This is a genomic window from Pseudomonas sp. BF-RE-21, from assembly GCF_019947305.1.
In the GTDB taxonomy this organism is placed as follows: Bacteria; Pseudomonadota; Gammaproteobacteria; order Pseudomonadales; family Pseudomonadaceae; genus Aquipseudomonas; species Aquipseudomonas migulae.
The window spans coordinates 1-12,909 of record NZ_JAGYGF010000019.1 but is presented as its reverse complement, the minus strand read 5'-3'; the positions used below and the strand labels follow the sequence as shown (position 1 = coordinate 12,909).

The following is a 12,909-nucleotide window of genomic DNA, read 5'->3' as shown; positions in this document are numbered from 1 at the left end:
TGAAGGAACCTGTATGCAGTTGGACCCCGCGAGCGGTTGGTGTCAGGGCGTGAACGTATGCCCTTCACCCAACTTCAATGCGCGCCCCACGGGCGAAATTTCCCTGCTGGTGATCCACAACATCAGTCTGCCGCCGGCGCAGTTTGCCACCGGCAAGGTGCAGGAATTTTTCCAGAACCGGCTGGATGTCACAGAGCATCCCTACTTTGAAGGGATCGCTGACCTACGGGTGTCTGCGCATTTTCTGATTGAGCGTGACGGCACCGTCACTCAGTTTGTCTCTTGTCTTGAACGCGCCTGGCATGCCGGTGTGTCGTGTTTCGACGGCCGGGAAACCTGTAACGATTTTTCCGTGGGCATCGAGCTTGAAGGCACGGATGATCTGCCGTTCACCGATGCTCAATATGACGCGTTGACGGCCCTGACCTTGCAACTGCAAAGCGCTTTTACGGGCATCACCGCGCAGCGCATCTGCGGGCATAGCGACATCGCGCCGGGGCGCAAGACGGATCCCGGACCTGCGTTCGACTGGGCGCGTTATCGCGCGGCCCTGGCTAAAGAGGAACCACAATGAGTTTTCTGGTGTTGCTGTTGGCGGTCTGGATCGAGAAGTTCTCTGCCCTGCGCCATCGGGTTCAACGTGATGGCGGTTGGGTGGCCGAGTTGCACAAGCTTGAAGCCAACCCGCGTATGGTCAATCGCCCGTGGTTGATTTTGCTGATTCTGGTGCTGCTGCCGGTGGCGCTGTTGGGGTTGTTGCTGGTGGTGCTGGAGCCGGTCGCTTACGGTCTGTTGGCGCTGCCGGTGCATTTGCTGGTGGTGATTTATAGCCTGGGGCGCGGTGATCTGCTGGCCGATCTCGGACCGTTTCGCGATGCCTGGCGCCGGGAAGACCTGCAAGCTGCCGCTCATGTAGCGAAACGTGACCTGGACATTTGTGCCGAAAACGGCGAGCAACTACTGGAACGGGTTGAGGGGCATCTGCTCTGGGAGGCGTACCAGAGTTTTTTTGCGGTGATTTTCTGGTATTTCCTGCTGGGCCCGGTGGCGGCGCTGAGCTACCGACTGCTGGCCCTCGCCGAAGAACACGGGCAGAACCCGGCCGTCGTCGAGCGCGCCGCACAACTGCGTCACGCGTTCGATTGGGTGCCGGTGCGTCTGCTGGCGGCGAGTTTCGCGCTGGTCGGCAACTTTGTTGCCGTCAGTCGGGTGATGCTGAGCGAACTGCTGAACTGGAACATCAGTGCCGCCCAATTGATCGAGAAGGTCGGGCTGGTGGCCGGTGAAATTCCTGCGCCGGTGGTCGGGCCCGATGGCATCAACAGCCTCGACCGGATCTGGGAGCTGCTGCTGCGTGCGGCAGTGCTCTGGTACGCCGGTTTCGCGCTGTGGACAGTCTTCCCCTAAACACAATCCTCTCTGTAGGAGCGAAGCTTGCTCGCGAAAGCGGTGTGTCATTCACATTGAATACGCCTGACCCACCGCTTTCGCGAGCAAGCTTCGCTCCTACAGGATCCGAGGTTGCCGTTAACCTTAAGTTACAAAACCTCCCGTCGATTTAAGCTATACAGAGATAGCACTCAATAGTGGCTATCTGCTGCTTGTCTGTGCCTGCCAATAAAAATAAGAAACCCAAGGGAGACTTCCAGTGAAGAGCTTGCTCTATCCCGCCGTCGCGCTAATGAATCGCCTGAGCTTCGGCATGAAGTTCAGCCTGATCAGCGTTCTGTTCCTGGTGCCCATGCTGGTGACCAACTTTTATCTGGTGCGTGATTCCTATCGCGAATTCCAGGGCACCCGGGTGGAACTGCAGAGCCTCGACCTGCTGGGCAGCAGCCTGTCGCTTCGACGCGACCTGGAAACCCTGAACAACCTGGTGCAGATCAACGTCATCCTTGGCCAGTCCGGCAAGGCCGGTAATCTCGAATCCCAGATCACATCCCTGGAGCAAAACGTTCTGGCCCGCCTGCAAGGGCTGACAGCGATGACCACCGATCCAGAACTGATCACCGTTTTCGATGGCAAACGCGACGAAATGATCAGCGCGTTCAAGGCCCAGCAAACGGAAAACTCCCTGCAAAGCAAAAGTGCGCTGATTGGCAAGTTGCTTGGCAATGCACAGATTTTCAGCCAGATCATCGCCAGCCAGGCGGGTTTGAGCCGTGACAATCAGAGCGACATGCGTCAGCTCACCGAACTCATCACCAATGTCACGCCGCCCGTCACCCAGACGTTGGGCGATGGTCGCGCCATGGGCTCCTACTCGCTGGGTCAAGGGTTTCTCAATTCCTCTTCGAGCACCCGCTTCGATGAATTGCTGGTGCAGATTGAAAAGCTGCAAGCCGAGTACGGTCTGAAGTTGCAGGATGCGCTGGGGTCGAGCAAGGCGGCACGTGAAACCCTGGCGGCGCAGGCCGAGAGCAGCAAGGCGTCGCTGAAAAAGGCCAGTGAACTGTTCGAAGAGCAGGTGGTGATGGCCGACACCCTCGATGCGCCGTGGCTGGCCTTCTACGATCAGGTCAGCGGCCTGATGGATCAGACTTACCAACTCAACGAAGCCACCCTGAAATTCCTCGACACCCAATTGCAACAACGACTGAGCCAGAACCGCACGCACATGGTCTTGCAGGCCGTGGCGCTGTCGGTGGTGTTTGTGTTGATTTTTTATCTCTACGGCGGCTTCTACGCCTCGACCCGCACTACCCTCAAGCGCCTTGGCGCGATGATGGACAAGGTCGCGGCCGGCGACATGACCGTGACTTTCAACGCCAACAGCCGTGATGAACTGGGCGAGTTGGGCGAGGTGTTCAACGGCACGGTGAAGAAAATCCATGACTTGATCGAGCGTGTCGGTCAAACGGTCGGGGAAGTCGAGCGTCAGGCCGGTCAGGTCGAGAACGTGTCCGCCCAGAGCAACCAGGCTGTCGCGGGGCAACGCACGCAGATCGAGCAAGTCGCCACGGCGATGAACCAAATGTCGGCCACCTCACTGGAGGTGGCCCGCAGCGCTGCCGCCGCGGTCAGCAGCGCCCACAGCGTCAACGACGAAACCATCAGCGGTCGCGGGTTGGTGGAGTCTCAGCAGGGCAGCATCGCTGCGCTGGCCAGCGAGATCGATCAGTCGGTGCTGGTGATCAATCAACTGGCCAGCGACAGCCAGTCCATCAGCCGTGTGCTGGAAGTGATCAAAAGCATCGCCGAACAGACCAACCTGCTGGCGCTCAACGCCGCTATCGAAGCAGCGAGGGCAGGCGAGCAGGGGCGTGGTTTTGCGGTGGTGGCGGACGAGGTCCGGACCCTGGCCAAACGCACCCAGCAATCGACCGAAGAAATCGAACAGATGATCGCCAAACTGCACAGCGGTGTCGGTGCCGCGGTGAAGGCTATGGGCACCAGTCATCAAATGGCCAACGGCACGGTAGGGCAGTCGGAAAAGGTCCAGCAGGCGCTGGAAAACATCCTTGGCGCTGTCGGCATGATCGTCGATCAGAACCAGCAGATTGCGGCCGCCGTAGAGCAGCAGACCGCCGTGGCCCACGACATTGACCAGAACATCGTCGAGATCAACCGGGCTGGCGAACGTACTGCCGAAGGTGCGCACCAGACCGAGGACGCCAGCCGGGCGTTGTCGGCGCAGGTGGTGGAGCTCAAGCAGTTGATCAGCGCGTTCCGGGTCTGAAGAATCGCATAACCCCTGTAGGAGTGAGCCTGCTCGCGATGGCGTAGGTACATTCACCCTACAGGGTGTTTACCAGACCGCTATCGCGAGCAAGCTTGCTCCTACAGTTTTGTGCGTTGTCTGTAGTACTTGTTTCTTCCACAAGTAGGCGGTATCCGATTTCCCTCCAGAGTCTGGTTTTTGGTCTTCAATGAGGGATGATCCACAACCCTGACCTACTCTGAGGAGGCTCGGTTATGTCCTTCGCTACAACTGGAATCCAGGGCCATTGTGCTCATTGCGGATGCACACTCCTGCTCGAACCCTGGCAACTCAACGCCATTGCCATCCATGAAGCCTTCGCCTGTTCCCACTGTCACAAAGCCTTGCAACTGAGCGACCCGAAACAGATCAGGCGCATCAAATCCCTCGACTCGCTTGCGATGCTACGTGCGAGTACGTTGGTGATGGTCTGCACCGCGTTGCTGGTGGCGTTGGTGATGGAATGGGTGGGGATGCTCAGCGTGGTCGAGCAGCTGAATTTTTCGTTGATCGCGATTCTGGTCTACTTCGCGGTTATCCGGTTCGCCCGTCACCGACAACACATGACGCTGATTCTGGAAGCTGCCAAGGCTCACGCCGACTGATTACCAGTTGAACAACTCACACGCATTGGCTGTGCTGACAGCCGCCAGCCGTTCAGGGCTGATCGCCATGATCGCGGCCAGCGCCGAGCAGATCGCCGGCAAATGCGCCGGGCTGTTGCGTTGACCGGGAAACATGGCGGGGGCCATGTCCGGTGAGTCGGTTTCCAGCACCACAGACTCCAACGGCAACTCGGCGAGCACCCGGTGCATGCGCAACGCCTGCGGCCAGGTCGCCGCGCCGCCCAGGCCCAGTTTGAAGCCGAGCCTGATGTACTCGCGGGCCTCTTCCTTGCTGCCGGCGAAGGCGTGAATAATCCCCGCGCGTTTCAACTTGAAGCGCTTGAGCGTGGCAATCACCGCCGCATGGCTGCGTCGCACGTGAATCAAAGCCGGCAGATTGAAGTCCGCCGCCAGTTGCAGTTGCGCGTCGAACAACGTCTGCTGGCGTTCGCGGTCGAGGGTTTCGATGAAGTAATCCAGGCCAATCTCGCCCACCGCGCACAGCTGTCGGTGACCGGCCAGGCGGGTCAGCCACTCGGCGAGTTCGCGTAGGTCCTCAGGCCGATGCTCGTCCAGATACACCGGGTGCAAACCGAACGCCGCGTACAGATCGGGATCGCTTTGCACCAGATCCAAGACCCGCTGCCAATTGGCCTGATAAACCCCCAGCACCACCATCCGCCGCACGCCGAGGGCGCGGCTCTCGGCGAGCAGCGCCTGACGATCCTCGTCGAAGTCCGGAAAATCCAGATGAGTGTGGCTGTCGATCAGCTCCACGGTTCAGTCCTGGCGAATACGCTGCTTGAAGGTCCGCGCAATGGCTTGCACACCGGGCTGGTAATCGGACTGCTCGATGGCGGCGAGGGCCAGTTCCAGTGCTTTGTCGGCGATCAACTGGTGTTGCTGGGCCATGGCGTTGACCGGCAGCGGCAGAAAGTCCAGCAACTGCGTGTCGCCGAATGTGCCGAGGCGCAGCGGACGGTTTTTCAACGGGAAGTCGTGCAAGGCGTCGAACACACCCTGGAGCAGCACGTAGGAAGTGGTCACCAGCGCGTCCGGCAAATGCCCCAGGCGCTGAAGCATTTCTTCCATCAGTTGCTTGCCGTACTCACGGCTGAACGATTCGCCGTGTTCGATCAGGATCTCGCCTTTGAACCCGGCCAGCGCTTCCTTGAAACCGGCGGCCCGTTCCTGACTGATGCTCAGTTCGGGGCGCGCGCCGATCAGGGCGATCTGCTTGGGCAATGGATCGAGCAGGCTGCGCGTCAGTTGCAGGCTGGCTTCACGATCATCACTGATCACCGAGCAGAAATGCTCGGGCTCCATGACCCGGTCGATGGCGATGATCGGAATGCCTTTGGCTTGCAACTGGCGGTAACTGTCGTCGCCGGACGGCAGGCAACTGGCGACGATCAACGCGTCGCAGCGCCGGGCGCGGAACAATTGCAGCAGTTGCCGTTCGCTGTCCGGCGCATCGTCGGAACTGGCGATCAGCAACTGATAACCGCGGGCCCGGGCACCTTGCTCCAGCAGCTTGGCGATACGTGCGTAACTGGGGTTTTCCAGGTCCGGCAGAATGAAACCCAGCGTGCGGGTGTGCCGACTGCGCAGCCCGGCCGCTTGCGGATTGGGCGTAAAGCCATGTTCTTCAACAACCGCGCGCACGCGCTCGACGGTGGCACTGCTGATGCGTTGCTGTTCCGCCTTGCCGTTGATGACATAACTGGCGGTGGTCACGGACACACCGGCCAGTTGGGCGATATCACTGAGTTTCAACTCGGGATTTCCTTGTTTTTCGGCCGATACTTTCGCCAATCCTACCCGATTCAGGCAGGGGACTATTGTCGCAACATATCCGACAAGTTGGACTTCAAGGATGGGACATTATCGAGTAACGTGCCAATCATTCTAGATTAAACGTTTCAGCAAGCGTATTTTCTACGCATCAGGTGCATTTGGCCGGTTCTGCCGCGAAACCGCCAAAAGTGATGATTAAGCGCCTAAGCTGACTCATTCAAAACAATACCTGGCACCTCAAGGTGCCAAAAAGGAGAAAGCATGCTCGAGCTCACTCTAGAGCAGATTTCCATGGGCCAGTCGGCCGTGGACAAGTCCGCAGCACTGCATTTGTTGGCGCAGCATCTGGTCAACGACGGCCTGGTCGCCGAAGGTTATCTCGCCGGTTTGCAGGCGCGCGAAGCCCAGGGCTCGACCTTTCTCGGTCAAGGTATTGCCATCCCCCACGGTACGCCGCAAACCCGCGATCAGGTGTTTTCCACTGGCGTGCGGCTGATGCAGTTTCCCGAAGGCGTGGATTGGGGCGATGGTCAGATCGTCTACCTGGCGATCGGCATTGCGGCCAAATCCGATGAACATTTGCGCCTGTTGCAATTGCTGACCCGCGCCCTTGGCGAAACCGATCTGGGCCAGGCCCTGCGTCGCGCCAGTTCTGCCGAAGCGTTGCTGAAACTGCTGCAAGGCGCGCCGCAGGAACTGGCGCTGGATGCGCAGATGATCGGCCTCGGGGTGTCGGCTGATGACTTCGAAGAACTGGTCTGGCGCGGTGCCCGTTTGCTGCGTCAGGCGGATTGTGTGAGCAATGGTTTTTCTGCGGTTTTGCAGCAAGTCGACGCGTTGCCGCTGGGCGACGGTTTGTGGTGGTTGCACAGCGAGCAAACGGTGAAGCGTCCGGGCCTGGCGTTTGTCACGCCGGACAAACCGATGCGCTACCTCGGCCAGCCGCTCAGCGGTCTGTTCTGTCTGGCCAGCTTGGGCGAGGCGCACCAGGCGTTGCTCGAACGCCTTTGCGCGTTGCTGATCGAAGGCCGTGGCCATGAACTGGGACGCGCCACCAGCAGCCGAAAAGTCCTCGAAGTGCTCGGCGGTGAACTGCCGGCGGACTGGCCGAGCGCACGCATTGCGCTGGCCAATGCCCACGGTTTGCATGCGCGCCCGGCGAAGATCCTCGCGCAACTGGCGAAGAGTTTTGAAGGCGAAATTCGTGTGCGCATCGTCGATGGCCAAGACAGCGCGGTGTCGGTGAAAAGCTTGAGCAAACTGCTCAGCCTCGGCGCCCGTCGCGGTCAGGTGCTGGAATTCATCGCCGAGCCGAGCATCGCCGCCGATGCCCTGCCAGCGTTGTTGGCGGCAATCGAAGAGGGGCTGGGTGAAGAGGTCGAGCCTTTGCCTGCCGTGAGCCCGCAGCGCGAAGTGATCACCGAGGTGGCCGAAGTGCTGTTCGCCCCGGCGTCCGGCAGCCTGGTTCAGGCCATCCCCGCCGCACCGGGCATCGCCATCGGTCCGGCGCATATTCAAGTGCTGCAAACCATCGAATACCCGCTGCGCGGTGAGTCCGCCGCCATTGAACGCGAGCGTCTCAAACAAGCGCTGGCGCACGTGCGTCGCGACATCGAAGGCTTGATCGAGCGCAGCAAATCCAAAGCCATTCGCGAAATCTTCATCACCCACCAGGAAATGCTCGACGACCCGGAACTGACCGATGAGGTCGAGACGCGCCTCAAGCAGGGCGAAAGCGCCGAAGCGGCGTGGATGGCGGTGATCGAAGCGGCGGCGAAACAACAGGAATCGCTGCAGGACGCATTGCTTGCCGAGCGTGCGGCGGACTTGCGCGATATCGGCCGTCGCGTGTTGGCGCAACTGAGCGGCGTCGAAACCCCGAGCGAACCCGATCAACCGTACATTCTGGTGATGGACGAAGTCGGTCCTTCCGACGTGGCACGTCTCGATCCGACCCGTGTCGCCGGCATTCTCACCGCCCGTGGCGGCGCCACCGCGCACAGTGCCATCGTCGCCCGTGCGCTGGGCATTCCGGCATTGGTCGGCGCAGGTGCCGCGGTGTTGCTGCTGGCGCCGGGCACGCCGTTGCTGCTCGATGGCCAGCGCGGTCGCCTGCACGTGGACGCCGATGCGGCGACCTTGCAGCGCGCCACCGAAGAGCGCGACACCCGCGAGCAACGCTTGAAAGCGGCGGCCGAACAACGTCATCAACCGGCGCTGACTACCGACGGCCATGCGGTCGAAGTGTTCGCCAACATCGGCGAAAGCGCGGGCGTCACCAGCGCGGTGGAGCAGGGTGCCGAAGGCATTGGCCTGCTGCGCACCGAACTGATTTTCATGGCCCACTCGCAAGCGCCGGACGAAGCGACTCAGGAAGTCGAATACCGGCGCGTGCTCGATGGCCTCGCCGGTCGGCCACTGGTGGTCCGCACCCTCGACGTTGGCGGCGACAAGCCGTTGCCGTATTGGCCGATCGCGAAAGAAGAAAACCCGTTCCTTGGTGTGCGCGGCATTCGCCTGACCTTGCAGCGTCCGCACATCATGGAAGCGCAATTGCGCGCCTTGCTGCGGGCCGCTGACAACCGCCCGCTGCGCATCATGTTCCCGATGGTCGGCAGCATTGACGAGTGGCGTCAGGCGCGGGACATGACCGAGCGCCTGCGTCTGGAAATCCCCGTGGCGGACCTGCAACTGGGGATCATGATCGAAGTGCCATCGGCCGCACTGCTGGCGCCGGTGCTGGCCAAAGAGGTCGATTTTTTCAGCGTCGGCACCAACGATCTCACGCAATACACCTTGGCCATCGACCGTGGTCATCCGACCTTGTCGGCCCAGGCTGACGGCTTGCACCCGGCGGTGCTGCAACTGATCGACATCACCGTGCGCGCGGCCCATGCCCATGGCAAATGGGTCGGTGTGTGCGGCGAACTGGCTGCCGATCCGCTGGCGGTGCCGGTGCTGGTCGGCCTCGGTGTAGACGAGTTGAGCGTGTCGGGCCGCAGCATTGCCGAGGTCAAGGCGCGCATCCGCGAACTCAGCCTGACCCAGACTCAAACCCTTGCCCGACAGGCGCTGGCCGTGGGCAGCGCCAATGAAGTGCGCGCATTAGTGGAGGCCCTGTAATGGCCAAGATCCTGACCCTGACACTCAACCCGGCGCTGGACCTGACGGTGCAGTTGCCGCGCCTTGAGCCCGGCCAGGTCAATCGCAGCGACGAGATGCACACTCACGCCGCCGGTAAAGGCGTGAACGTGGCGCAGGTGCTGGCGGACCTCGGGCATTCGCTCACCGTCAGCGGCTTTCTCGGCGAGGACAACCTTCAGGCGTTCGAAACCCTGTTCGCCAAACGCGGTTTTGTCGACGCGTTTATCCGCGTTCCCGGTGAGACCCGCAGCAACCTCAAACTGGCGGAAAGCGACGGGCGCATCACCGACATCAACGGTCCCGGACCCAAGGTCAGTGAAGCGGCGCAGCAGGCGTTGCTCGATCGACTGGATCAGATTGCCCCGGGGCATGACGCGGTGGTCGTGGCCGGCAGTCTGCCCCAAGGCGTCAGTCCTGAATGGTTGCAGGCATTGGTACTGCGCTTGAAAAACCTCGGCTTGAACGTCGCGCTCGATACCAGTGGCGAAGCATTGCGGGCGGCGCTCAAGGCCGGTCCGTGGCTGATCAAACCGAACACCGAAGAGCTGGCCGAAGTGCTCGGCTGCGAGGTTGTTTCGGTTGCGGCTCAAGCCGAAGCCGCGAGCCGTTTGCATGCCCAAGGCATCGAGCACGTGGTGATTTCCCACGGTGCCGACGGTGTGAACTGGTTCAGTGTCGGTTCGGCGCTGCACGCCACGCCGCCCAAGGTCAGCGTCGCCAGCACCGTGGGCGCAGGGGATTCGTTGCTGGCCGGCATGCTTCACGGTTTGCTTAAGCCCGATACGCCGGAACAGACCCTGCGCACCGCCACGGCGATTGCGGCGATGGCGGTCACGCAGATCGGTTTCGGTATCGGCGATGCGGCGCAGTTGGCGCGGCTCGAACAGGGTGTGCGCGTGCGCCCCCTGACAGAACAATAAGAGGGTTTGTCATGAAGTTAGCCATCGTTACGGCTTGCCCCAACGGCATGGTCACCAGCGTGCTGTGCGCCCGCTTGCTCGATGCCGCGGCGCAGCGTCAGGGCTGGAGCACCAGTGTCGAAGTGGTGGATGTGGCGCACCCGGAACGCCAGTTGTCGGCGGCCACGATCGAGGCCGCCGAGTGGGTGTTGCTGGTCACCAGCGCGCCGGTGGATATGTCGCGATTCGTCGGCAAGCGTGTGTTCCAAAGCACTCCGGCACACGCCCTGCAAGATGTCGAAGCGGTGCTGCGACGCGGTGCCGAAGAAGCGCAGGTTTACGTCGCAGCTGAAGTCACCGTCGAACCTGCAGCCGTTACCAAAAGCGCTCCGCGACTGGTCGCGATCACCGCGTGTCCGACCGGCGTTGCTCATACTTTCATGGCCGCTGAAGCCTTGCAGCAAGCGGCCAAGCGATTGGGCTATGACCTGCAAATCGAAACCCAGGGCTCGGTCGGTGCGCGCAATCCGTTGAGCGCGGCAGCGATTGCCGACGCGGACGTGGTGCTGCTGGCCTGCGATATCGAAGTCGCGACCGAGCGTTTTGCCGGCAAGAAAATCTACCGTTGCGGCACGGGCATCGCCTTGAAGCAAGCCGAAGCGACGCTGAACAAAGCACTGGCCGAAGGCAAGCAGGAAAGTGCCGCGACCGGGGCCAAAGGCCCGGCCAAACAAGAGAAGACCGGCATCTACAAACACCTGCTGACGGGCGTGTCGTTCATGCTGCCGATGGTGGTGGCGGGCGGTCTGATGATTGCCTTGTCGTTCGTGTTCGGCATCACCGCGTTCAAGGAAGAAGGCACACTCGCCGCCGCGCTGATGCAGATCGGCGGCGAGACCGCGTTCAAGCTGATGGTGCCGCTGCTGGCGGGCTACATCGCCTACTCGATTGCCGACCGTCCGGGCCTGGCGCCGGGGATGATTGGCGGCTTGCTGGCGAGCACGTTGGGTGCCGGTTTCATCGGCGGGATCATTGCCGGTTTCATCGCCGGTTACGCGGCGCAGGCGATCAACCGTTACGCGCGTTTGCCGCAAAGCCTTGAAGCGTTGAAACCGATCCTGATCATCCCGTTGCTGGCGAGTCTGTTCACCGGGTTGGTGATGATCTACGTGGTTGGCAAACCGGTGGCCGGGATGCTCACCGGGCTCACGCATTTCCTCGACAGCATGGGCACCACCAACGCGATTCTGCTCGGCGTGTTGTTGGGCGGGATGATGTGCGTCGACCTGGGCGGGCCGATCAACAAGGCAGCTTATGCCTTCTCTGTGGGGCTATTGGCGTCCCAGAGCTATGCGCCGATGGCCGCGACCATGGCCGCCGGGATGGTGCCGCCGATTGGCCTGGGCATTGCCACGTTCATTGCCCGGCGCAAGTTTGCCCAGACTGAACGCGAGGCGGGTAAAGCAGCGTTGGTGCTGGGGCTGTGCTTCATCTCCGAAGGCGCGATTCCGTTTGCCGCCAAGGACCCGCTGCGGGTGATCCCGGCAAGCATTGCCGGTGGTGCGCTGACCGGTGCGCTGTCGATGTATTTCGGCTGCAAACTGATGGCGCCGCACGGTGGATTGTTCGTGCTGGCGATCCCGAATGCGATCAACCATGCGTTGTTGTATTTGCTGGCGATTGTGGCCGGGAGTTTGCTGACGGCGGTGGTTTATGCGGTGGTCAAGCGGCCTGAGGTTGTCGAGTTGGCAATAGAACCCGTCAACGCATAATCCACCCTTGTAGGAGCCAGCTTGCTGGCGATATCGGTTTTGAAATCGCCATCGCCAGCAAGCCGGCTCCTACAGGTGAGAGTCGATCACAAAACGCGTGAACGACACGGACCTGTAGGAGCAAGCTTGCTCGCGATAGCAGTTTCCCAGCCAACATAGTTCCTGAGTGCTAAACCGCTCTCGCTCCCACAGTGGGGCTGGATTGTTTTCGGAGTCAGGATGGCCATGCCTCATTTCTCCTTGAATCCGGGCAGGCCTTGAGCTGCTCGCCACTCTTTTACCGTCCGAGTAATGCCCTCCGGGGAATTGTCCGCCCCCTCTTCTGGGAAGTAGATTAAGTCCGAGCCGTCAGGGTGCTCACTTATTTTCTCGAAATGCAGCAGTAGCAGATCAGCACGATCGTCTGTTTCGGCTTCTGCATCTTCCTTGGCCAATTCTTTTAGCAGCCCGATGAATTCTGCTTCTGTGTACTGCGAAAAACTATCTTTCAGAAGTGTGTCTGTCATGGCTCGCCTATTCGTTCCGGTGAATGTCAATGTGGTTTCTTGGAGTGTTAACTCGCAAGTTGTCGACGTCATACACCTCTCCACCTTTCGACACAGAATCGAGATGGTGCAGTTCATAAGACAGCCTACCGCCAACTCTATCGGCCTTTCTAACCCGTGGAGCCCGGCCTGCTTTCATCCGACTCACATTCTGTTTGATGAACTGATCAGCAACCATCGACTTTGAAATCGACTCCCAAAATGCTGATCTGAATTTATCGAAACTTTTGAAGTTACGGCCTCTTAATGCATCAGCAATTTCTGTGGGGATCGGCGCCCCCACGCCGGAATTTGCCCCCGCCAGCCAAATACCCGCAACATCTTCACCCACCCCCGTAACACCACCCGGCTCATACCGAGCGTTGAGCACAAGGTAGATTGGCTCAAGCCCGGCATCCGCCGGAAACCAGATAATCGCATCCTGATATTCGGGCGGATGCTGCGGGT

General features: G+C 60.7%; 11 protein-coding genes. 7 read left to right on the top strand and 4 right to left on the bottom strand.

Going from position 1 to position 12,909, the window contains the following annotated elements:
- Positions 1 to 13 precede the first annotated feature (13 nt).
- From ampD to KGB25_RS14790, 4 genes are all read left to right on the top strand, one after another.
- A complete protein-coding gene (ampD, locus tag KGB25_RS14805; RefSeq protein ID WP_008024447.1) occupies positions 14 to 574 on the top strand; it encodes a 1,6-anhydro-N-acetylmuramyl-L-alanine amidase AmpD in 561 nt (186 codons plus the stop codon).
- Positions 571 to 1,407 carry a regulatory signaling modulator protein AmpE gene (ampE, locus tag KGB25_RS14800; protein ID WP_008036227.1) on the top strand — a complete coding sequence of 279 codons (837 nt, stop codon included), beginning with the start codon at positions 571 to 573 and terminating at the stop codon, positions 1,405 to 1,407. The genes ampD and ampE overlap by 4 nt, the downstream gene beginning before the upstream one ends.
- A 241-nt stretch (positions 1,408 to 1,648) precedes the next feature.
- The gene (locus KGB25_RS14795) at positions 1,649 to 3,679 is read left to right on the top strand and encodes a methyl-accepting chemotaxis protein (protein WP_223435475.1); all 2,031 of its coding nucleotides are present in this window, start codon (positions 1,649 to 1,651) and stop codon (positions 3,677 to 3,679) included.
- A 236-nt stretch (positions 3,680 to 3,915) separates the two neighbouring features.
- The gene (locus KGB25_RS14790; RefSeq protein WP_192227700.1) at positions 3,916 to 4,305 is read left to right on the top strand and encodes a hypothetical protein; all 390 of its coding nucleotides are present in this window, start codon (positions 3,916 to 3,918) and stop codon (positions 4,303 to 4,305) included.
- Here the strand turns inward: KGB25_RS14790 and KGB25_RS14785 are convergent, their stop codons facing one another.
- Both KGB25_RS14785 and cra read right to left on the bottom strand, forming a co-directional pair.
- Entirely contained in the window at positions 4,306 to 5,082 is a 777-nt protein-coding gene (locus KGB25_RS14785; protein WP_223435473.1) for a TatD family hydrolase, read from the bottom strand. It lies immediately after the preceding gene.
- A 3-nt stretch (positions 5,083 to 5,085) separates the two neighbouring features.
- Positions 5,086 to 6,081, bottom strand: a complete 996-nt coding sequence (gene cra, locus KGB25_RS14780; RefSeq protein ID WP_008036238.1) for a catabolite repressor/activator — start codon at positions 6,079 to 6,081, stop codon at positions 5,086 to 5,088.
- Positions 6,082 to 6,363: 282 nt separating this feature from the next.
- On the opposite strand from cra, the gene ptsP reads away from it, so the two are divergent.
- From ptsP to KGB25_RS14765, 3 genes are read left to right on the top strand one after another with little or no spacing between them, the layout of a single operon-like run.
- Positions 6,364 to 9,225: a phosphoenolpyruvate--protein phosphotransferase gene (ptsP, locus tag KGB25_RS14775; protein WP_223435470.1), complete on the top strand. Its 2,862-nt coding sequence runs from the start codon at positions 6,364 to 6,366 to the stop codon at positions 9,223 to 9,225.
- Positions 9,225 to 10,166, top strand: a complete 942-nt coding sequence (pfkB, locus tag KGB25_RS14770; protein WP_207285292.1) for a 1-phosphofructokinase — start codon at positions 9,225 to 9,227, stop codon at positions 10,164 to 10,166. Before ptsP ends, pfkB begins: the two co-directional genes overlap by 1 nt.
- Positions 10,167 to 10,177: 11 nt before the next feature.
- Positions 10,178 to 11,917 (top strand): PTS fructose-like transporter subunit IIB, encoded by a 1,740-nt coding sequence (locus tag KGB25_RS14765; RefSeq protein ID WP_223435468.1) that lies wholly within the window; start codon positions 10,178 to 10,180, stop codon positions 11,915 to 11,917.
- A gap of 230 nt (positions 11,918 to 12,147) precedes the next feature.
- On the opposite strand, the gene KGB25_RS14760 is transcribed toward KGB25_RS14765, so the two are convergent.
- Both KGB25_RS14760 and KGB25_RS14755 read right to left on the bottom strand, forming a co-directional pair.
- Entirely contained in the window at positions 12,148 to 12,423 is a 276-nt protein-coding gene (locus KGB25_RS14760) for a bacteriocin immunity protein (RefSeq protein WP_008036245.1), read from the bottom strand.
- Between the two features lie 7 nt (positions 12,424 to 12,430).
- The coding region (locus KGB25_RS14755; protein ID WP_223435466.1) for an S-type pyocin domain-containing protein at positions 12,431 to 12,909 on the bottom strand (479 nt) is incomplete at its 5' end.